Here is a 20,786-nt window from a genome sequence, read left to right on the forward strand (position 1 = left end):
AAGGCGGCTAAAATTTTGTTAAGTAATTATGCTTATTCAATCAAACAACAGTTACTTTCATATTTGGCGTCATTGGCCCAAACCATGTTTGCCCCTCAAGCAACAACTGGAAACGCATGTCGTATACACCAGGTGCACTTGGTGCACGTACAAAGAAAGTTAAAGTTGCAATGCCATTAAAACCAACACTTCCTGAAAGTTCTGCACGGGAAGTCCCCCAAGTCATATTGTCATGCGGGTTTTGTGTTCCTAACCTTACGGCTCCTGGCTGCCAGGTGTTACCCTTATTTTTGTATTGCACGGTCACTTGGTAATTTCCCCCTCTTTGCATGGTTTGAGGGATACTTTGCGATACAAATTCTGAGTTATATCCTGCTGGGCCAGCTTTAATAGATCGTCCAACGTTTTCATAACCTACACGCAAGTTAGACATTGCTGGTTCCCTTAATCCAGCAATAGTATCACCCCCCGGGGTACGCCAAATAAACGGCACAATCGCAATGACAGATGGATCAGATGCTGCCTTTTCCAGAATCGAATATGGATCTGAATACCAAGATTGGTTAAAGCCCTTCCACGTTAATTGGGCACACAAAGGAACCAGCATTGTACGTTGATGGGAGCCTATTCCTAAGCCCTGCTTGAAGGTTTGATCAAACTCTGACAAATATTGTGCAGTCGTTGGGCCATAGTGGTCATAGCCAACCCAATCATACAGCTGTGCAGTCGCTTTGAAAGACATCATACTTGCATGATATGCAACGATTGTTGAAATAGGTATATTCTGTGTCAAAGGGTTGCCACGCATGATATTGACTAATCTTTGAAGATTCTGATTAGGCTGAGTTCCATAATCAGTGAAACCATGTAGATTAGGCTCATCAACAAGGTAGAACGAAACTACGGTTCCATTTTCAGGGAATTCAATATCAATGAATCCATTGACATAAAGTTCTTGTGCCAATGTGCTCCAGTTTTCTTGAGCAGATGGGCTGATAACAAAAGAATTTTCGTTAAAAACAAAACCATCCACACTTAAGATAACTTTAATGCCATTTTCCTTTGCCATAGCAAGTTCGCTACGCAACCGTGCTGTATCCCACCACAGCGACGCCAAATGCATCATCGTCGTATGGGGATTGGTTTCTAATTGATAAGTTACATTCGGTGGCGTCCCACTTTCATTTGAAAAATATCCAAAATATTTCAGATGCGCTGGAGATGCTGCTACGGCTGTCACGACCTGTGTTGCTTCATTTGTTTTGGATGTATTCATCATATGTATTTCCTTATTGTGATATGTGATAGAAAGAGCGCCACTTTCATGACAACTCACACTCACTTTATTAGGACAATAAGGACATATGTGAACGAAAAGCCGCCTCAAAGCGGCTAAGCCTGTTCTGTATTATTATTTTGCTCCTGGACACTCCCATTGTTTGACAACCAAACGACCAAAATCCCAGGTGCATTCCAGATTAGGGTTCTCTGGGTTGTGTAATGACTGCGACATAATTCGCCCACTCTCACTAAAAAGAATCCATGTTAAAAGCCGATTGTTTTCCCCATATACTGACATAGATGATAAGTATCCTGTCTCATCCCACCTAAAAGTGATCCCCACAATATTCGTGGCATCCGAAAACATCAAGCCACTGATGTTCCCATTTTCAAACCAGCTGATATTGATCCCATAAGGAGGGGAAATATAATTTTCAGTCCATCTTTCGCCTGTAGGATAATAACTTTTATAAACCCCCAGATATGAGACATTAGAAGGCTTCACAAGGTACGGATCTGTAGCTTTACTTTCATTAACTAAATAAAAATTTTGTACAATAAAATTTCCATCAACTGTAATGCCTAAAAATCTTATTTCGCTTGCAAGCTCAGGATCATCCAGGTTTTTCTTCAGGATACTATCACCAACGTTCCAAATTGCCGCACTTGTGGCTTCGTCGTCTATTTCATACGATAGCTTTTCAGCGTAACTTACTCCAGTGAGCATTAAAACAAATAACAACATTAGCCATTTTTTCATTCTCTTGATTCTCTTCTCCACTCCCAGGGCGGGACGGGGTTAGGCATCGACCAGATATTGAGTTCCTCATTCTGAGCGTGGTCTTGAAATCCGTACAGGTATTTATGATCTTTGGCGTACTGCGGATAGACCCAAGCCAGACCTTCCTCGACCAGCGCAGATCCTGCATCAACATCGTTGCAGATTACCTGACCAACGATGCGACCGTAACGATCCCGACCATGCACAACAATCTGAGCATTGACCCGATAGCATAGGTCACTTAGATACTCCCTGGATTTAGCGCTGTAGTCCTGCTCTCTTTCGGGTGCATCTATTGCAACAATGCGCACCCGTACTTGTTCATAGTTTCCAGGTTCGCCGCAGCGGGCTTTAAGGGTGTCGCCGTCTGATATACCCACAACAAGGCAAAAAAGGATTTCAAGCATTGTGGCATTGTATCCGACTACAAGTCTGGTCTTACCAATATAAAGCCAAGCCATCATTCATAATCAAAGCGTAGACAGCTACCACCCAGGAGGACATATGGCTAGAATCAAAAACAGGGACTATAACAGGGCGCGTGATCTAATTATCCAGTTTTACAATCAGAATAATGTTGTCGGAGGTAGAGCAGCACAAACACATCCTGCACATGGAAACGATGGTACAGTTCCAGCCAGCTATGGTAGAGACCTTTATGATCAGGTTGTTGCTGATTTAAATTTGAACCCAGGAGTTGGAGTCATCGCCCGCCGGGACTTCCTACAGGAGCTTGAAGATTTATTACTGTAGATTCCAGTCATCACCCACATCAACAGGTCGCCCGTCTTTTACTGTTCATTAAAAAAGCCACCCGGAGGTGACTTAAGTCCTGCCTAAACAAGAACGTTCACATATGCATATTTCATGCGCTTATCATAAAACTTCTTTAAACCAAATAAAGGAAATTAATTATGAAAGCACTGAAAATATTACTGGGAGCGTTTCTGGTTTCTATTGCTGCTATTTCAGCACATGCACAGGAAGTCAGACATTGTGGCACAACGGATTCCGTATCCGTATGTATCCAGAAATCATATACTGCAGGCACATTTCGCTGGGTGGATGGCTCCAACGGCGTTGAATGGATGATGAAACTAGGGGCCAGCGGTAATTCTGTAATGGTTTATCAGAACGGCCAGCACCTGGGTAATTTTGCTCCTCAACTTGCACTGCCATCATATTATGCAGGGCCAGGAGTGGATGGTAATCCATGTGGGGTAGCGCATATCGCATTAACTTTCCCTGATTTTGATAATGCCTATGTCACAGCAACTGAAAATCTGTGTCATCTGACTTCTTCATATACAAAAACTGTATGTATCAACGGGCAGTGTTATACGCATAACTCTTACTAATGCCCCAGTAGTCAAAGCACATATCCCAATAGCCACCTGAAGGTGGCTTTATCAATCCACCCTCCAAACTTTAATCCGGCAAGGTGCGGTTGTTGTTTGTGATGCCCCAACAAAAACATTAAGCGTACCGGCAGGGGAGCCAAAGAGCGCATAACTACCGGTCTGAACCCGCAGAACATCGTTAACGACATCTGCCACAATCCCAATACCACCGCTGTTATAGTAGTTGTAAGAGGCTACGCAACTCCACTCTCCTCCAAACTGGAGTTGAATTCTGAAGTCAATCTCGTGCCCTGGAAACGGGGTAGGAATCGTGTAGCGGTTATTGATCGTTACATTGGCCGGACTTGCAGCATTGCCCCCATTCGGGTAGATAATTGCAAAGCGGTCAGACATATACTGCACCAGCCCGGCAGCATCCACCCACTTATCCGCAGCCCCGTTTTGAATATCGGCGCTGGTGGCCTTCGCTGACACGTCGACCTTGCTAGTTTGCATGTTACCCACCACCTCGGCGACCGCTAATACCGTTTCTTCATCGGCCTTGCCGTTCACGGTTTCCACAAAATCCGCAGCGAGCTGCAACTGGTTACTGGTCGATATCTCTAGGCCCGATCCGATGTTGGGTGTCAGTTTTCCATCCTGCGCTTTCAACCCAGGACCTGCCAGGTCAACCGCATCGACCGCGCTATCTTCGAGGGATTGGATACGGCTAGTGTTTTCCCCGATGGTTTCCGCCACTGCCTGTAATGCCTCCTGGTCGGCTTTGCCTTCGATAGACTCGATCAGATCGGGATCGACCACCAATGCACCATTGCTGTCCACTGTCAGGCCGTCGCCATGGTTGACATCAATTTTTGTGCCGTCGGTGCTGGCCTTCAGGCCGGAGCCGGACAGCGCTGCGGGCGTTGTTGCGTTCTTGACATTACCGATAGCGGTTGTGTTGTCCTGCACCCGCTGCGTCAGTTCTGTCACTGACGCCTGACTGGCCTTGCTGTCTATCTGCTCCTGCTGGCTGTCTAGTCTTTCGCCGATGTCCTGTGCATCGGCTTTGGCCGCCAGTTGTGCTTGCGTTTCTGTGGTATTGGCGTTAAGTTTCTGAAATGCCGGTCGCAGTGGGTCGCCCGTGCCGTCATCGGCTGTTGCGCCGACATTGACCTGTTGGAATACCATGGTTTCTTTTCCTCAAAAACAAAGCCGCCGTTACCGGCAGCGTTCAGCGGTTGTAAATGGTTCCGATCAAAGATGAATCGGTGCATGTGCAAGTCGGGTTCCCCGACCCGGTCCAGCGGATGCGTAGAACGTAGGTGCTGGTCCCGACGGGCGGGTAATCCATGTGTGTGAACGTGCCGGCAAGGACGCGTATCGAATCTCCTACAGCAGCACCGCCCAGACTTATTGTTTCGATCACCACACTGTTCCTCACGATGTCCAGATAAGCCGACATGGCGCTGCTGCCGCCACTGATCGTAAAAGACAGACCAACCTGCAACATCAGCCTGGCTCCTGACAAGCTGTTATAGATATCGGTTTGCGAGCGGAATATCGCACTGGTAGACCCGCTGGAGGTGGTGCCGTCTTTGGATGCCACCGATGTGGTCACCGCATTGCCCCGGATCTGCAGCGTGCCGATCACATCAATGGCGTTAATGGTCATGGTGCCATTGGCTGTGAGCGTCATGGCACCACCGCCAAAGTTAATGGCCTGCTGGCTTCCGCTGGCGTTCAGGTCGATAAAGTTGCCGTTCGTTGCACTCTGTAACTTGCCTGATACCAGAATGCCCGCATTGTCCGTCAGTTCTGACAGGGCATTGACTTTGATATGCTGCGCGGTCAGTTGGCCGATGATCGCGTCATTGATAAATACCTGCCCACCCTGCACCACAAACGGCGTCACGACCTGGCCGCTGGATTCGTCCAGAATCGCCACGCGGGCCGCCGCTAACAGGATCTGGCTGGTAATGATGCCTTCGTTGTTCTCGACCCCCACTCCGATACCGGCAAAGTACGGCACCCCATCCAGCGTATACTGAACCTTGATGTTATACATCGCAGCCAGATCGGTCATGATCTGGTCGACACTGATGGCTGCACCCTCACCTGCTTCGATGCGTTCCAGCAATGCCTGGGCCAGTTGCGACTCGGTGATCTGGTCACGCAGGTAATCCAGTATTTCGCTGGCGTCTGTGCTGGCCGTTCCCAGCACACCATTGCCTGCAGGGTAGACCTGCCCGGCCAGGCCGTTTTTATCAACCAGGCGGGCCCAAAAATAAAGCCGTGCGCCTGCAGACAGCCCGACCAGGGTCTGTGTTCGCTGCGGATAGGGATAATCACCCAGCCGGGTCGCGTCACTGAAGTTGTTGGTCTGGCTGTACCATATTTCGGTTTTTTCGATGATGTTCGGGCCTTCTGGAAAGCCCCAGTTCAACTCAATCCCGAATACGATCCCTTTGGTTGTCAGGTGGGTAACCTGTGGCGGCTCGCCGATGGTGCCGTTCAGGGCTGTCAGTACGCTATAGGCCCATACCGAAGCCGACCCGATAGAGTTGAACGCCCTGACCCGTGCCTCGTAGTCGCCTGCATAGGTGTTTTCGATCTCTGCTGACGTGGTGCCGGTACGCGACATCGCGACCCAGTTGGAATTGTTGCGCCGCCACTGGATCTCGTACTGTGTGGCGTATTGCGTCACATCCCATTCGATCAGCGCATTTATACGTTCTGCCCCCTGCACGATGGCGCTGCGGTTCGATATCCGTATCCCAAAACAGTACTTTATCTCCCCGGTGTGGGATAACATGATCTACCACTACAGCTACTTCGACTATGCCTTTTGCTTGGCACATCACGCACAATGGGTTTTTCTGTAAATATCCAACACGGTACTTCTGCCAGCGGTAGCCATAGCCTCGCTGTGCTGCAGTCCTCTTATCCCCGCGCCAACTGCCCGGAGTTACTGTTGCCACTACACGGGTAGCTAGCATCTTAACCCTCGGCTGTAGTGTCTTTAGTTTCATCACTGCGAAAAGCCTTTACAAGCTTTTCGGAACTTATATCGAAAGTAGCAATCAAGCGAGGTATCTCGTCTGCATCAATCTGAATTCGCCATATCCCCAAAGCAACTTCGCAGTTCCGGTAAATCTTACTTCAATCCCATGATTGGGAATATTCATGATGGCAAAAAAGATCGGGCAATCCGGATACTTGCTTGAAGCGCAAAACCTCATCCTCATCCATTCCCAACTCTCTGGCTACATCAACTTCATCCCATCCCGCCTGAAGCAACGTAACAACAATATCTGTCATTTTTTGAACGCCATGCACTCCTCGCGCACGATTATGTCGTATGGTTGCAGCAATTCGATCTGCAGAGTTTCCACGCTCTGCCCGGATAGAAACAACCGGTAAGTAGCCATGCAACCGCTGCCGGATACGCCCTGCCTTCTTGCCAACACGTAATCGGTGAAAACCATCTACAACCAAGTAGCTGTCATCGTTCTGAGGATGTGCAACAATTGGTTGGGTAAAACCATCCGCATCAATAGACAAAGCCAGTAGTCTCATTTCCGGTGGTGCAACAGTGTTAGGGTTATAGTCATTGCCTTGTACTTGTTTTTCAGGTATCCACTGCACACAATCAACTGGCTCATCTGCAAATGGACTGAACTGGTGTAAACACTGGCGTAGCTGATTGATGGCATCTACCCGTTTAGATAGAGGCAATGTTTCAAGCTCACAAAACAGAGCTCGAGCACGTTCCAGCAAATTTGTTACTTGTGACATGCACGTTCCTTATCATGGTAACCCAGGCTCCTCGAATACTCTGCACATGGAATCCATACCGGGCTAAATATTTCACACTTGACTGTGGCTGACGCGTTATACAGTCCAACTGATGTTGATCAACATAAGTTAATGCATGCTGAAGTAACGCCCGAAACAAGCCGTTCCCACGTGCTTCAGTACGCAGATAGCCGTGACGCAGTCGAACAACATCAAACTGCTGCTCTAGGCTGATGAAACCAAGCACCCGTGTATCACCCTTTCTCCGTACAATAAACCAACGATAAAGGTCATTGTCACTCAGCGGATAACCTCCACACTCACGGCGTACTGTAGCACTCGCAAAAAATTTCCCCATACAGGAAAAAAAGGCTGCCTCATCATGAATTGAGCGCCATTGGAGAAACTCACAATCTTGTGGATGTATCTTGGTCATTATTTTCTCTTGGTCAGATCCAGTACATCCAGGTCGCGCCGGGCAAAACCAAAAGACAGTGAGCGGGCCATATCTTGTTTCAGCAAAGACAACCCTACACGACGCCAAGATGGTTGCTTTTTTCGGTTCTCCAACGCCGGCTCCCCAGCATCAGGCCAAGTTTGCAGCGGATAATCGTGTTGCTCCCACCAGCGGATAAAACGCACAATGCGGCGTTGGTAGATTTTGCGTACAGGAGATGGCATGCTCTGCAGCAAAAATTGGCTATATTGCCGCCATGTGTTAAATGTAGGTGGCAAACCCAGTCCCCCATGATAGCCTAAGAAACGCTGTCTGCAGTAACGTGCAGCATAATTTGCACCCCTCACACGCTGAACAACCTTGAACCATGTTTGAGGCTCCAACTTGTGAAACAAATCCAAACCTTTGCGCTGATCATCTCCATAGGGCTGACAAATGCGCATCTGCGAAAACGGTACGCCCGCTTTATACATATCATCGTAAAGCCGGTTGTAGGCATAACCATGCTCAGCAACACAATGCCACAAATCCCCAAAGCGCCAGTCATATATTGGGAAAAAGGTAACTGCCTGGCTATCGTGCCGATCCCGAGCACTCCAAATAATCGGTTTAGATGATCCAGGAGGTGTCCATGCACATTTTTTGATTCGTGCACGGCGCTTTACAGCCAGGTAACGATTGAGTGATTCATCTGAACGGATGCCAACCAAAAATGCCGTAGGTTCGTCCTGAGCCAACCAAGCATTGAATTCGGGAACAAACTCTTCGAACTCCATGCGATAACGATAAAAAGGGAAAAAATCTGGATCACTAATTACGGAAGGGTGTTGAGGCTTTGGCCTGATCCATTGTGCGTCAAGTCCTGGCTCCCAAGCGCACCAGTATGGTTGTTGCAAACTAGATGCATTGCGAAGATTGAGAGGCAAGCACACCCACCAGGGATGCACGTCACTGCGATCAAATACCTCAGTGACATGTTCAATTGTCGCCTGATATTGCCCCTCCAGATCAATAAATAACGCGTGTACAACACCATGTCCCATTTCTTTGGCAACATCTAGCGCCAGATGCAATAGAACTGAACTGTCCTTACCACCAGAGAAAGCTACACAAACACGCTTGAAGTGCTGAAATACCAATCGTAGACGCGCTTGGGTTGCGTCATAAACATTAATATCATGATAGAGCTTACCCGTCATGATCAAAGCCTCTAAATCTCTTAATAAGAAAGGCTTACACCATAAACAAGAACACTTAATCTGCTTTGGGGCTTATCAAGTGCATTTTTTTTCAACCAACGTCTCAATTTTCCTGCCTGGAAAACAAAGAATACCATGCGTTTCTCCGTCGTAACAACTATTAAATATGAAAGCGAACTTGTCACTTCAAATTAGTCTTTTTGATCAGCAGTTACTACACAACAATACCGCTGGCACCCAGCATGCCTTCTTCTATAGCAGGAGAAGATATAAGATACATCCCGTCTTTTCCATGCTCAGCTTGATATGACATGATTAAATGTTATCATACATTTTAATACAAAACATATTTGTAAATAATTCTATTTTACAAAAATAAACCTTCATTTTGCCATCTCAAATACTTCACGTATTGCTTCCTGCATTGCCAGCTGCAGATGCTGGCTTACTGTCTTCTGCGCCACATCGTAGAAGCCTAACTCCTGCTTTACTGGTAGTGCATCACCAAACCGGATTAACAGTTTCAGTTGGCTGGTCTGCTTCCTGGATACGGTTCTGCGCCTTCTGGCTGTTGCCTTGCGTTGCCAGATACCTCGTACATCACCACGCGATGTCTTTACTGTCCCCACAAACACATTAGGCTTGGCTGTCAGTGTCGATGTCTTGTTGCGTGCCAGGTTGCCATACTTATTGAGCGCTACACCCTTGGGGTTGAGCAATGCATTGCCACTGAGTTTGCGAATGCCACCATTCTCATACGGATCCAGATAACTTGCCGCTATGCTCTGTATAAAGACCTTCGCTCTCAGGTCATCACGTCTGGCACCGAATGATTTCACTGAATTGACAGTAAACGGTGTTGGATTATCGAAGGTGCTTTCGATGTTGGCCTGCTCATCTGCCTGCATCTGACGGGCTACTTTAGTCAGTGCCCGCGCCTGAGCATATTTGACCTGCTTGGAAAAGCTTTTCAGCTTTGATTGCAGATCATTCAATGTACTCATCGCTTGGTCTAACTATTGGTTTTTTGTCTCTTTTCACACGCCAAAAACATAACCCTAGAGTTATAATTATTTTGCAAACAAATAACTCCAGAGTTATAATTCTCTCATGTTAAACAAAATAGGAGATTTAAACTATGAAATATCCAATTGTTATTGAATGGGGTGATGACGCAACTGCACATGGCATTCACATTCCTGATTTAAATGCTTCAACTAGCGGTGATACGATTGAAAAAGCATTTGAAGCAGCAATTGAGGCAGCTGACCTTGAACTTCAAAATATTGCTAGCCAAGGTAAAAACATCCCCACTCCTTCTCCCATAGAAACCTTACGATTCAAAAAAGAGTTCAGAGATATGGGATGGGGATTCATTGATGTCGATATCACTCCTTTTCAAGGGAAAACTGAAAAAATCAATGTCACAATACCTCAACGGATTATTGCAGCCATTGACAACTATGTCAGTCGCTTCAACTTGAAGAGTAGATCCAGTTTTTTGTCTGAGGCAGCGCTTGAAAAAATCAAATCTCCGAGTCTCAGCAGTTCCATCAAAGTAATTCAAATTAACAAAAAAACACGTCGAGTTGTCTTTGGTCCTGCACTAAAGTATTTCGATTTGGACTATAGTCTGCCATTCTCAAAACTTAGACCTTTACTTGAAGTCGCAATTTCTTCTGCCATTGAACTTGATCCTCAATTTTCTCACCTTGCTGACAAAGACGTACGTGTCCATGAAGGAAGCCACCATTTGGATATCATTGAAGATGGTGTCGGCTCACTTGAACTTTTAATCATTACAGATGAAGAGTCTTATTAACAAAAAGCCCCACGGTTCGTCTATTGGCCTACTTGGTGGGGGTTGCGGCGTTCCTATAGAATAAAGGTGTCCAATCTTTCCTATAGGAGATTTATTAATGGCGCTATACCAACTTACGCTGTTTTATCCAAATCTTCGCTCTCAAGCTGTAAATGTGCGAAAAATCCGGGCCGTTGTAGAGGAATGCGCTGGTCACAATTGGCGCGTCCTGTCAGCTGGCGAACAAGTCTGTGCAATCGTTTTTGTGACCGAAACACCAAAAGATCAACTTCGTAAACTCCTGGTTGGATTTGAAGGAAGTGAACAATTTCAATTTCTCCTAATAGAAGTCGCTGACCCCATACAAGGATTCTTGTCCAAAGATACTTGGAAATGGATACAAAGCCACCTGGGGGACAAGAAAGCATAAGTTTTTCAAACACCGTGAAACTCTCTTCCCCAACAAAAAATTCCCCAAAGGAATAATATGAACGACTCAAATTCACAAAAAAAGAAAGCTTTCTCAATTTTTGTCTATTTTAAAAAAGGAAACATAAACGATGATGGCCTGGAAAAATTATTAGAAGCTATTTATGAAGTCATAGCAAATGACAAAATGGGGAATGTCGGATATAAAGACTGTGAGTATGAATTCGATAATCAAAAATCTCCTGCTTGGGAGTTTTCTTTTGAAAAGACAATACCTGCTCCTACTCCTCCAAACACAAGATGCCGTGAATATAGGCGCAGGATAGCAGCCTGTTTTAGTAAGAAAGCAGGCACCAATATTAACGAAAAGTCTATTAATGTGGTTTGCTCTGAATCACGCGCTTAATTATCAGAATACTTTCAATCTACCCCACAACAAAAAAGCCACCGCTGGTGGGTGGCTTTACTTTTTCTCTATACGCAATTCGTCCCGAGAATAGATAAATATTACCTCATGTGTTACCAAAAGTCAAGAAATTTCTGCTTGTTCAGTTATTTCGTTGTTTAGTATCACAGAGAGCTTCTTCAGCGCCTCCATTTCCAAACTGGCTGAGTATTTGCCAATGATCTGCTTTGTTATCGTCAAATCCCTCAAAGACTTGCTGTACCTGTCAGCAATGTCACGTAACGACGGTGGAGCGATCTTTCTCCCTTTCTTGTTGTACCTGGTCAAACCATAGAAGTTAGCTGTTAACTCCAGCAGAGCATCCCCTTTAAGCTTCGATACGCTTTCAACATAAGCAGCCATCCCTTCTATACCATCTGACTTGGTGAATACATTGATCCGGTTGTCATACTGCCCATACCGCGCCCAGATGGCATCTCTTTCTGGTGGGGGAAGCCTTTCCTCCACCTTTTGCCGGATCAGTGCACATTGGGCAAACCAGTCTTCCTGACGCATTCCTTTGGTGTTGACTACCGGTTCAGGTATCCCCTGGAAAACGTGCCCGCTGTTCTCCATCAGATGCTGTATGCAGATTTCAGTCTGTCCCTTGGTGCTGGGTATGACGATCTCCATCAAGAATGCAACGTGTACAGCCTGAACAATGCTTTTAAAGATCGGTTCTGTCATTGGCTCACCTTTTTCCACAAATGTTTCTGGATTACGTCTTTGAGATGCTCAAGCATCCACTCATGGGCCTTACCAAGCTGCCGATAGTATTCCTCTGTTTGGTAGGTCTGTTCATCGCTTAATGCCAGTTTTCCAAGCCGATAATGGGCAACCAATACTGAGTACAGACCATAATCCTGCTCGCACAGAATCGCAGCATCCCTGTCAACCCGGTCAAAATCTTGGATATCGAATTTCCATACATCCTTAGCCAGCATGCTTCTGTTGTGCCATGCTTTTAATAACGCCACCAAAATCTTCATCTCCAGCGTTCCAGTTTTTGGTTCGCTACCCTTTTCCTTCAAAACTGCTTTGGGCCTAACTCCAACCCATGTTTGGGGAGATGTCAGGCCATTCTTTTGAGGAGCCGCTTTTAATTGCCTTTTTGCACATTGCCTGCAACCACTTCGGAATATCGGGTGGTTTGGATTAATTTCTGCCTCTTTGCAGTCCGGGCATTTATCCATCACACCACCTCCATTGATTTAATCCACTGCAACTGCCAGTCACCTTCATAAAACCGCCAAGCGTTCCGGGTAGGTAAACATGAAACTACCGTCTAACGTCTACAAAAAGTTTAACGCATACTATTATGTTCTTGCCCAGGGCAAAAAACGTAAATGGATAAGGCTATCATCGGTTCGGGATGGTTTGCCAGCTATGTATGCAGCGCTTTCAGAGTTCATGCAAACTGACTCCAGAAACGAAAGCATGAAAAAGCTGATTGAGGACTGGCAAAAAGAGGTCATGACAAAACACGCCATCAAAACTCAAAAAGATGAAATCCGTATTTCTCAAAATTTGAAGGAAGCATTCATTGAATTTAATGCCAGCGAAGTACAGGCCCCTGATGTCATTGAAGCTATCAAGCCATTCAAAGAAAAGCCCCGTACATACAACATGTACAGGGCAATGATGCGCGATTTAATGCGCTACGCAATTGAAAAAGGATACCGCACAGACAACCCAGTGGAGCATATTAAAACAATGCCAACACCACCACGCAAACGGTATGTAACGGATTCAGAAATCAGAAGGATAAAAGTAGCGGCGATGTATGGATTGGACGGACTTAAAACCAGATCGGGACTGATGATCTGCGCCCTGATCGACATGGCGTACCTGACAGGTCAAAGAATAAGCGACCTGCTGGCACTGGAATGGTCACAAATGACAACAGCAGGCATCATTTTTCAAACCCAAAAGACAGGCGCCAAGGTACTCATTGAATGGACACCTAAACTCAAAGAATTAGAACAGCGTTTGATTGACTTGAAAAAAGAGAAGAAAACCATTACAAGCAATGTCTTCACAACTCAGGATGGAAAGCCTTACTCATATTCCGGGGCTTCTACAGCCTGGAAGCGTGCCATCAAACGGGCCGGGATAGGAAATATCCATTTCCACGATCTGAGAGCTAAAGCCCTCACAGACAAGGATGAATATGCAGGCATTACGGCTGCACAGAGAATGGGAGGACACACAACCCAACAGCAAACGAGCGAATACATTCGCCAACAGAAACCTGTAAAAATCTCTGCTACCCGTTAGATGCTTTTATTTTGGTTAGATGATCAAAACACTGCTTCAATGTTTTGAGTAAGAAAATATATGAATATAATCATATAGTTATGTGGTCGGGGTGATACGATTCGAACGTACGACCCACTGCTCCCAAAGCAGTTGCGCTACCAGGCTGCGCTACACCCCGAAAAGATTAGAGATTATATATGAATTTTCCCATTCTGACCAGAATGAATTTTCACCATATATCCTTTGCTATCAGGGTAAAAAACTAAAGGTTCTCGCTCTCAGGCATCATTGAGCATCCACCGGTCCTCTGACCATGACAACATATGCGTTAATTTCAATGTTTCCAAAAATAGCCTGTCGTGCGACGCAACCAGCATGGCTCCGGGAAAAGCAGACAAAGCACCTTCCAGCGCACGCAAAGCCCATAAATCCAGATGGTTGGTTGGCTCATCCAGCAACAACAGTTGGGGCGCATTTTCTACCCACAATGCGCATGCCAGTGCCGCTTTCAGCCATTGTCCGCCGCTGAGTTGTGCAGCAGGTAAATGCACATGAACCGCATCCAGCCCGAGTTGTGCCAGTTGCATGCGAAGCTGGCTTTCCGGCACCGGACTTCTGTTGACCTTCAATTGCTCCAACACACTGCGTTCACCAGGCAGCAGTTTTTCTGGCATTTGGTCAAACCATACAAACGGCACCCCCACATGGCACGCACCACTTGCAGGCATCAGCCAACCTGCCAGGGTTTTCATCAAAACACTTTTCCCGCAGCCATTGGGCCCCACAACGCCTACCCGTGCCGGGCCATTCAGAGTCATGCTCAAAGGTGCATTTCCGGCAGGATACAAGGTCTTTAATTCATCGAGCTGGCAAATTTGTTTGCCCGCCGGAACTTGACTTTCAGGCAGCATGACAAAAACAGAGCGGTCTGCCTGAACCTGTTGTGCAGCCTTTTGCACGGTTGCAGCCACCTGTGCTTTCATTTGACCAAGCTGTCGTTTTTTTCTCCCCCGGGTATGGTCGGCACTTTCTTTCAGGAGACTTAGGTAAAGTCCGGAATGATTACTTACTTTCGCTTTTGCATTTTCTCGAACGATTTGTCTTTGCAATTGATCATGCTGTTTGCGCAACTCGCGTTCAACCCGCTTCTTTTCACACTTGGCCTGCTCCAGATGTTTTACCGCTCGCTGCATTTCCGCCTGCGATTGCTGCTCATAAAACGCATAATTACCGCCATAATGTTTCAACCGCGTGTCACCAATTTCAACGGTATTCTGCACTCGACTCAACAGGTCGCGGTCATGGCTGGCAACAACAATGCCGCCTGTCCACGAATCTAATTTTTGATAAAGCCAATACCTGGCATCCCGATCCAGGTGGTTGGTCGGCTCATCCAGTATCAGCGCACCTGCCTGGCTCGCAAAGGCGGCGCATAAAACGACTTTGATGCGCTCCCCCGCGCTGAGCATTGCAGCAGGCATCTGCATGGCCAGGTCAGGCAGGCTGCAACTTAACCACTGGGCCTGCATGCGCGGCAACAGCTCCCAATAGCCTTCTGCCAGATCAAAATCTGCCTGCTCGGCCCTCCCTTGCTCAATATGCGTCAAGGCATTGAGCATCGGAGTTAAACCCACCATGTCGGCAACCGTCCAGTCGCTGGGCGCTTCCATATTCTGAGGAATATACACAACCGGCAACATACGCATCACTTTCCCGCCGCTGGGTTGAAGCAAACCTGCCATGATCTGTAACAACAGGCTCTTTCCGGCCCCATTGGGGCCAACCAGAGCAGCAGAGCTGGAAATATGAAAACTGGCATTTGCATCATTAAAAAGCACCCGTCCATCACTCAGGGTCAAGTTGATATGCTTCAGTTCAAGCCAGGGGGTTGCCGCGTGATTGCAAACCGCAGCCAATGGCACATTGGCTGGCTGCAAGTGCAACGCAAATCCAGATGGGTGGAAAGCCGTATCGTCGGCAGAAAAAACTGCATGGAAATGTGTCATAAAAGCGCTTTCATCACATGTTCATCACACATCACCGCCATCTCAAACGGGGTGACGCACAACATAGAATCAGAACTTACAGACGCATTTCAAAATCTCTCAGAAGGTAATAAGTGGAACTTACTTGGCACAGGCAATGCATGCTACCTGCTGACCGTTCTATTGTACAAGGCAAAGCCGCTCTTTAACCAGTATGTGTGCAGGCATGCAGTCACACAGCGTTGGAAAAATGCCTCAACCCCAGTTCAGCATCACTGCGCACAGTGATCAGCCTTTTTGTGCATGAGTCCGCTCAAACTCGCAGCCCGTTGCATACAAGGCTCGCACTTCTGCCGCTCTCAAATACATCGATATCAACACATAAGTATTGTGAACAGTTCAATGGCTTTTATTTGATCCTGACTGGTCGGCTCTTTTTAAATCGGAGAGATCATCGGTTGCCCTGCAAAATGCAAGCGTGCATTATCCAAAAAACGCTGCTCCGAATTGGCAATCGCCTCTGGTGACCATCCTCCCACATGCGGTGTGATCACCAGCGTATCAAATCCGATCAAATCAGCTGGCGGAGACGGTTCGCTTTCATACACATCAAGCCCGGCGCCTGCAATGGTTTTATTTTTTAATGCCTGTGCCAATGCCTGTGTATCAACCACGCTGCCACGCCCTACATTCACCACGTACCCTGCAGGCCCAAGCGCTTCAAGAACCTGGGCATTGACCATATGATGTGTCTGTGCCCCACCCGGGGTTGCCACCATCAGATAATCTGCCCACTGCGCCATTTCCAGCACATTATCGAAATACGAATATGGTACATTTTGCCGCTGGTGCCGGTTGTGATAACCCACTTCTATCTCAAACCCCACGGCACGTTTGGCAATCAGTTGACCAATGGTTCCCAGGCCAATGATGCCCATCTTCTTTTCTGAAACATTGGCAGGCAAAGCCACATCTGAACGCCATACCCCACGACGGCACGCATGGTCCAGATACACCACCTGCCTGACCGTTGCCAACAGCAGCGCCATGGCATGGTCAGCCACACAATGCGCATTGGTACCCGCACCATTAGCCGCAGCAATACCGTGCGCATGCGCATAATCCACATCCAGCCGCTCATAGCCTGCTCCAGTGGTGCACACCAGTTCAAGCCGGGGCATCTGCTGCATTTCTTCTGCTGTCAGGCCTGCAATGCCATTGGTCAGAACTATCTGAACATCTTTGCCATGTGTTTGAATGGCCTGCTCTCGCCGTGCCGGATCTGCCTCATAAATGACTTCATAGGTTTGCCTGGCACGTGCCAGATAGGGCTCAGTCAACTTCACAATCACCAGCAAAACAGGTTTCATCATCTATACCCCCTTCATCGCGGTATATGTCATACGACGCTGGAACTCATTATAGAAGCCCTGCATATCTACAAGTTAGCGTGGCTTTGAAAAAAAGAATTGATGTACGAATGATTCAGAATCACTGCCGAAACAGACAGCGGTGATGGCCCATTTCGTGGGGAATTATTGGCATTGATATATATGAACGAACCTAAACTATAGAATAAAGGTGTTCAATCTTTCCTACAGGAATGTTATTTTGTATCGCTTACTCATTACCATCACAGCATTATTAACAAGTGCTTGCGTTAACACGCATCAAGGAGCTTGGCAGCCCATGCCCAATAGCAGGGGCGATAGCTTTTATTACTGGAGTTCTCCAGAGGTTGACTCAAGCAACAACAGTCTGATTACCGCTCGTATTTTGCTTAACGACCACACCCCAAATGAGTCTGCTGTTTTCAATATCACATATGATTGTACAAACACAACTGCAAGAATGAATCATATTAAAGACTATAGTGAACGGTTTGCTCAGGGAGAAATTTACACAACATTGGAGGACTTCCCTAACCGATTCGATCCGCTACCACTACCGCTAGACAAGGATGAACCATTCGCATACGTTTATCTCCAGGTCTGCCCACAATAACCAACAAAAAGCCGCTTATCAAGCCTTACAGAATACAAATCGTTTATAACCACTCAAGGAGCTAACAAATGAGTTCATATGAAATAGGAAGTTTTGCAGGAAAAATATTCGTCGCTGTTTTCATCATCGTTGTTCTGTGGAAACTGATTAAACGAAAATAAAAAACCACCGCCAGTGCGGTTGGATATGTATTCTGACCAAAACTGACGTTATTCGTCCCGGAAATAAACAAGCATTGATACCACGGGGTTAAGCATCAGATAGTATCAGCGGAACATTGACAGATGCAAAACAGTTAGGCAGTACAGATTTACTAAGATTGCCTGAATGCCGCGCCTGTACAAGATATTGCCAATATCATATAATGCAAGGCTACCTGTCCGTAGCTCAGTCGGATAGAGCAACAGCCTTCTAAGCTGTGGGTCGGGGGTTCGATTCCCTCCGGACAGGCCAATAAAAACAATTAGTTACATCAATCCACAATCTAGCAAGTACAGCCTATATTACCACCATGGTAATATGATCACTTTCTGAGCGCATCATAAGCTGCTTCCCATCGCCCAGAAATCAAAAAACCACCTGATTTCTCAGGTGGTTATGCAGTGCTAATAATTCTAAAAAAATAGAATCTGCGGCCCTGGCCAGAACCAGCAGCAGGAATATTTACAACGCAACACGCATAGTGACATGGGGAATATTGACTTCCATGAAAGGCTCGCCAAACACCTCAAACCCCTGCTTTTTATAAAACCCTATGGCATAACTTTGCGCATGAATCACAATGGCATGATCTCTACGCCGACGTGCAAATTTCATCAGCTCGGTCAGCATCAGCTTACCCAGCCCATTGCCCCTGCAATTAAAGAGCACTGCCATACGGCCAATGCGCGAAACACCATCGCCTTCTTTGGTCATTCGTCCTGTCGCAACTGGCGTTCCATCGGCAGTTGTCACCAGAATGTGAACCGCCTCAATATCATGCCCATCCAGATCCATATCGGTTGGAACCATCTGCTCCTTGCTAAAAACCGCATCGCGAACAGCAGTAGCGCCCTGGTTCAACTGAGACCATGTATTAATTTGCCAGTGGAATTCGCCAAAATCACCACTGGGCTTTAACAAAGCATTAAGACGTGATACGTTCATATACCAGCATTATATTGTGGAAGTTAAATTCTCCGACTGAATTCGCTGCACCCCAGCCGCAGCCATTTCTTCCCAGGCTTTGGTCAGTGAACCATTCAAATCAATCCCCTGACATGCATCTTCAATCACCACAGCGGCAAACCCCATTCGGCGGGCATCCAGCGCAGTCCAGGCCACACAAAAATCTGTCGCCAGACCGCAAATATAACATTGTGTTATATCCCGTTCCCGAAGATACCCTGCCAAGCCGGTTGATGTTTGCCTGTCGGCTTCCATAAAAGCCGAATAGCTGTCCGTTTCAGGATGAAATCCTTTACGAATAATCAACTGGGCATGGGGTATTTGCAGTGAAGGTGATAACTCGGCATCCAGTGTACCCTGAACACAGTGATCAGGCCAGAGTACCTGCATGCCGTACCGGACTTTCATGGTATCGTAAGCTTTGTGGCCGGCATGAGAAGAAGCAAAGGACATATGCCCGCTTGGGTGCCAGTCCTGTGTCAGCACCACATTGGAAAACAGGGGGACAATATGGTTGATGACCGGAATAATCCTGTCGCCATGAGCCACAGCCAGATGCCCTCCTGGTAAAAAACCATTTTGCACATCAACCACGATCAGTACCGTGTCTGATCTGGACATCTCCAATGTCATGGTCAGCGTCTCTCCCGTTTCTCAACCACAGCCAGAACAACTCCAGGTCATTGCTTGATGTACCTTTTGCAAGCCTCTGGCCACATTATTTTCAGGTTTTCAGTTCTGGCTGCAATGCCTGCGCTCCAGAGATATAGTCAAAACCTTTTTACATGTAATGCAGTATAACTATTTATTATAAAGCGTATCTGCCTTGATTGTTGGCTGATGCCAGATTAGCATTCCATTACCTGACAACGCATCTGCATTAAACCACACCAAATACCTGTGCCAATGCCTGTGCCGCAGCTTTTTGGGCTGCCAGGGCTTCCGGTATCGCCTGCCCAAATTTGGCAAACTCGTGCGTCACACCTTTATAAAGCTCCAGTTCCACCGGCACTCCGGCAAAACGCAGCCGGTCAGCATATGCGACGCCCTCATCCACCAGCGGGTCACATTCCGCCAGCCCCATCCAGGCGGGTGCAACACCCTGCAAGTCGTCACACAACAGTGGTGCAAAGCGCCAGTCTTCACGCTCCCCATCTTCAATATACTGGTGGAAAAACCAGGTGATCAAAACCTCAGGAATAATCGCGTTATCGGCATACACCGTGTGTGACTCGGTATCCTGGTGGGCTGTGGTCCCCGGGTAAAACAGCACCTGCAATGCCACAGGCAACTGCGCATCACGCGCCATAATGGCACACACGGCGGCCAAGGTTCCCCCCGCACTATCGCCCCCGATGGCCAGACGGGAATTATCCAGCCCCAGAGTCTGCCCATTCTGGTTCAGCCACTGGCAGGCCGCCCATGCGTCATCCACTGCTACCGGAAATTTATATTCCGGTGCCAGCCGATAATCCAGCGACACCACAGCAACACCACTGAGCAACGCAAGCTGGCGGCACAGACTATCGTGCGTGTCAATACTGCCAACGGTAAACCCACCTCCATGAAAAAACAAAAGAATAGGCAAGCCCTTCTCTTCTGACGGTGCATACAATCTGGCCGGCAATAACTCGCCATCTGTTGATGGAATATAAAAATTCTCTACACGCGGCAACGATGCTGCTGGCAAATCCAGAATACTGGCATTGCGCTCATAGTATTCCCGTGCTTGCTGCGGTGAAAGCTCATACATGGGTTTATGACCTGCACGTTTCATCTGATCAGCAATACGCTGCATTGCAGGAGTCAATTTATGCGCCCTGGAAACCACTTGCTTATT

At 47.1% G+C, this 20,786-nt stretch carries 24 protein-coding genes and 2 tRNA genes; 9 read left to right on the top strand and 17 right to left on the bottom strand.

The annotated features are described in order from the left end of the window. Positions 1–40: 40 nt before the first annotated feature. The 3 genes from CUZ56_RS03585 to CUZ56_RS03595 all read right to left on the bottom strand — a co-directional run bounded on the left by CUZ56_RS03585 (position 41) and on the right by CUZ56_RS03595 (position 2,526). Positions 41–1,279 carry a hypothetical protein gene (locus CUZ56_RS03585; protein WP_126978257.1) on the bottom strand — a complete coding sequence of 413 codons (1,239 nt, stop codon included), beginning with the start codon at positions 1,277–1,279 and terminating at the stop codon, positions 41–43. Positions 1,280–1,411: 132 nt separating this feature from the next. Beyond that, positions 1,412–2,041 (bottom strand): toxin-antitoxin system YwqK family antitoxin, encoded by a 630-nt coding sequence (locus CUZ56_RS03590; protein WP_126978259.1) that lies wholly within the window; start codon positions 2,039–2,041, stop codon positions 1,412–1,414. Then, entirely contained in the window at positions 2,038–2,526 is a 489-nt protein-coding gene (locus tag CUZ56_RS03595) for a thermonuclease family protein (RefSeq protein ID WP_239441997.1), read from the bottom strand. Before CUZ56_RS03595 ends, CUZ56_RS03590 begins: the two co-directional genes overlap by 4 nt. Positions 2,527–2,566: 40 nt before the next feature. On the opposite strand from CUZ56_RS03595, the gene CUZ56_RS03600 reads away from it, so the two are divergent. Then, a complete protein-coding gene (locus CUZ56_RS03600; RefSeq protein ID WP_126978261.1) occupies positions 2,567–2,815 on the top strand; it encodes a hypothetical protein in 249 nt (82 codons plus the stop codon). 161 nt (positions 2,816–2,976) lie between these two features. Then, complete coding sequence (locus tag CUZ56_RS03605) at positions 2,977–3,420, top strand: hypothetical protein (protein WP_126978263.1); 444 nt, start codon at positions 2,977–2,979, stop codon at positions 3,418–3,420. A gap of 51 nt (positions 3,421–3,471) precedes the next feature. Here CUZ56_RS03605 and CUZ56_RS03610 read toward each other — a convergent pair whose 3' ends face one another. The 6 genes from CUZ56_RS03610 to CUZ56_RS03640 all read right to left on the bottom strand — a co-directional run bounded on the left by CUZ56_RS03610 (position 3,472) and on the right by CUZ56_RS03640 (position 9,860). Then, positions 3,472–4,593 carry a hypothetical protein gene (locus CUZ56_RS03610; RefSeq protein WP_126978265.1) on the bottom strand — a complete coding sequence of 374 codons (1,122 nt, stop codon included), beginning with the start codon at positions 4,591–4,593 and terminating at the stop codon, positions 3,472–3,474. A 43-nt stretch (positions 4,594–4,636) separates the two neighbouring features. Then, on the bottom strand, positions 4,637–6,217 hold the full coding sequence (locus CUZ56_RS03615; protein WP_126978267.1) for a phage tail tip fiber protein: 1,581 nt from the start codon (positions 6,215–6,217) through the stop codon (positions 4,637–4,639). Positions 6,218–6,564: 347 nt separating this feature from the next. Beyond that, a complete protein-coding gene (locus CUZ56_RS03625) occupies positions 6,565–7,200 on the bottom strand; it encodes an IbrB-like domain-containing protein (protein WP_126978269.1) in 636 nt (211 codons plus the stop codon). Continuing rightward, a complete protein-coding gene (locus CUZ56_RS16300) occupies positions 7,151–7,636 on the bottom strand; it encodes a GNAT family N-acetyltransferase (RefSeq protein ID WP_126978271.1) in 486 nt (161 codons plus the stop codon). Before CUZ56_RS16300 ends, CUZ56_RS03625 begins: the two co-directional genes overlap by 50 nt. Continuing rightward, complete coding sequence (locus CUZ56_RS03635) at positions 7,636–8,856, bottom strand: phosphoadenosine phosphosulfate reductase (RefSeq protein WP_126978273.1); 1,221 nt, start codon at positions 8,854–8,856, stop codon at positions 7,636–7,638. The genes CUZ56_RS16300 and CUZ56_RS03635 overlap by 1 nt, the downstream gene beginning before the upstream one ends. A gap of 383 nt (positions 8,857–9,239) precedes the next feature. Beyond that, positions 9,240–9,860: a hypothetical protein gene (locus CUZ56_RS03640; protein WP_126978275.1), complete on the bottom strand. Its 621-nt coding sequence runs from the start codon at positions 9,858–9,860 to the stop codon at positions 9,240–9,242. Between the two features lie 134 nt (positions 9,861–9,994). Between CUZ56_RS03640 and CUZ56_RS03645 the strand changes: the two genes are divergently transcribed. From CUZ56_RS03645 to CUZ56_RS03655, 3 genes are all read left to right on the top strand, one after another. Then, positions 9,995–10,678 carry a type II toxin-antitoxin system HicB family antitoxin gene (locus CUZ56_RS03645; protein WP_126978277.1) on the top strand — a complete coding sequence of 228 codons (684 nt, stop codon included), beginning with the start codon at positions 9,995–9,997 and terminating at the stop codon, positions 10,676–10,678. A 97-nt stretch (positions 10,679–10,775) separates the two neighbouring features. Next, positions 10,776–11,087: a hypothetical protein gene (locus CUZ56_RS03650; protein ID WP_126978279.1), complete on the top strand. Its 312-nt coding sequence runs from the start codon at positions 10,776–10,778 to the stop codon at positions 11,085–11,087. 57 nt (positions 11,088–11,144) lie between these two features. Beyond that, positions 11,145–11,492: a hypothetical protein gene (locus tag CUZ56_RS03655; RefSeq protein WP_126978281.1), complete on the top strand. Its 348-nt coding sequence runs from the start codon at positions 11,145–11,147 to the stop codon at positions 11,490–11,492. Positions 11,493–11,615: 123 nt separating this feature from the next. Here the strand turns inward: CUZ56_RS03655 and CUZ56_RS03660 are convergent, their stop codons facing one another. Further along, complete coding sequence (locus CUZ56_RS03660) at positions 11,616–12,218, bottom strand: hypothetical protein (RefSeq protein ID WP_126978283.1); 603 nt, start codon at positions 12,216–12,218, stop codon at positions 11,616–11,618. Next, positions 12,215–12,727 (bottom strand): hypothetical protein, encoded by a 513-nt coding sequence (locus CUZ56_RS03665; protein ID WP_126978285.1) that lies wholly within the window; start codon positions 12,725–12,727, stop codon positions 12,215–12,217. Before CUZ56_RS03665 ends, CUZ56_RS03660 begins: the two co-directional genes overlap by 4 nt. 76 nt (positions 12,728–12,803) lie before the next feature. On the opposite strand from CUZ56_RS03665, the gene CUZ56_RS03670 reads away from it, so the two are divergent. Further along, entirely contained in the window at positions 12,804–13,808 is a 1,005-nt protein-coding gene (locus CUZ56_RS03670) for a site-specific integrase (protein ID WP_126978287.1), read from the top strand. Positions 13,809–13,891: 83 nt separating this feature from the next. On the opposite strand, the gene CUZ56_RS03675 is transcribed toward CUZ56_RS03670, so the two are convergent. Further along, positions 13,892–13,968, bottom strand: a tRNA-Pro gene (locus CUZ56_RS03675). Positions 13,969–14,068: 100 nt separating this feature from the next. After that, positions 14,069–15,712 (bottom strand): ABC-F family ATP-binding cassette domain-containing protein, encoded by a 1,644-nt coding sequence (locus CUZ56_RS03680; RefSeq protein WP_239442028.1) that lies wholly within the window; start codon positions 15,710–15,712, stop codon positions 14,069–14,071. On the opposite strand from CUZ56_RS03680, the gene CUZ56_RS16155 reads away from it, so the two are divergent. Beyond that, positions 15,596–16,063 carry a hypothetical protein gene (locus CUZ56_RS16155; protein ID WP_239442030.1) on the top strand — a complete coding sequence of 156 codons (468 nt, stop codon included), beginning with the start codon at positions 15,596–15,598 and terminating at the stop codon, positions 16,061–16,063. The two genes, CUZ56_RS03680 and CUZ56_RS16155, sit on opposite strands and share 117 nt — an antisense overlap. Positions 16,064–16,212: 149 nt before the next feature. Here the strand turns inward: CUZ56_RS16155 and CUZ56_RS03685 are convergent, their stop codons facing one another. Continuing rightward, positions 16,213–17,145 carry a 2-hydroxyacid dehydrogenase gene (locus CUZ56_RS03685; protein ID WP_126978570.1) on the bottom strand — a complete coding sequence of 311 codons (933 nt, stop codon included), beginning with the start codon at positions 17,143–17,145 and terminating at the stop codon, positions 16,213–16,215. A 319-nt stretch (positions 17,146–17,464) separates the two neighbouring features. Here CUZ56_RS03685 and CUZ56_RS16330 point away from each other — a divergent pair, with 319 nt between their 5' ends. Beyond that, entirely contained in the window at positions 17,465–17,779 is a 315-nt protein-coding gene (locus CUZ56_RS16330; protein WP_369126756.1) for a surface-adhesin E family protein, read from the top strand. A gap of 376 nt (positions 17,780–18,155) precedes the next feature. Further along, positions 18,156–18,232 (top strand) — tRNA-Arg (locus tag CUZ56_RS03690). A gap of 210 nt (positions 18,233–18,442) precedes the next feature. Here CUZ56_RS03690 and CUZ56_RS03695 read toward each other — a convergent pair. The 3 genes from CUZ56_RS03695 to CUZ56_RS03705 all read right to left on the bottom strand — a co-directional run bounded on the left by CUZ56_RS03695 (position 18,443) and on the right by CUZ56_RS03705 (position 20,744). Continuing rightward, complete coding sequence (locus tag CUZ56_RS03695; RefSeq protein ID WP_126978291.1) at positions 18,443–18,925, bottom strand: GNAT family N-acetyltransferase; 483 nt, start codon at positions 18,923–18,925, stop codon at positions 18,443–18,445. 9 nt (positions 18,926–18,934) lie between these two features. Continuing rightward, positions 18,935–19,567 (bottom strand): bifunctional nicotinamidase/pyrazinamidase, encoded by a 633-nt coding sequence (gene pncA / locus CUZ56_RS03700; protein WP_126978293.1) that lies wholly within the window; start codon positions 19,565–19,567, stop codon positions 18,935–18,937. 259 nt (positions 19,568–19,826) lie between these two features. Next, positions 19,827–20,744, bottom strand: a complete 918-nt coding sequence (locus CUZ56_RS03705; protein ID WP_126978295.1) for an alpha/beta hydrolase — start codon at positions 20,742–20,744, stop codon at positions 19,827–19,829. Between the last annotated feature and the right edge of the window lie 42 nt (positions 20,745–20,786).

Source organism: Saezia sanguinis, from assembly GCF_003991585.1.
Classification (GTDB): Bacteria; Pseudomonadota; Gammaproteobacteria; order Burkholderiales; family Burkholderiaceae_C; genus Saezia; species Saezia sanguinis.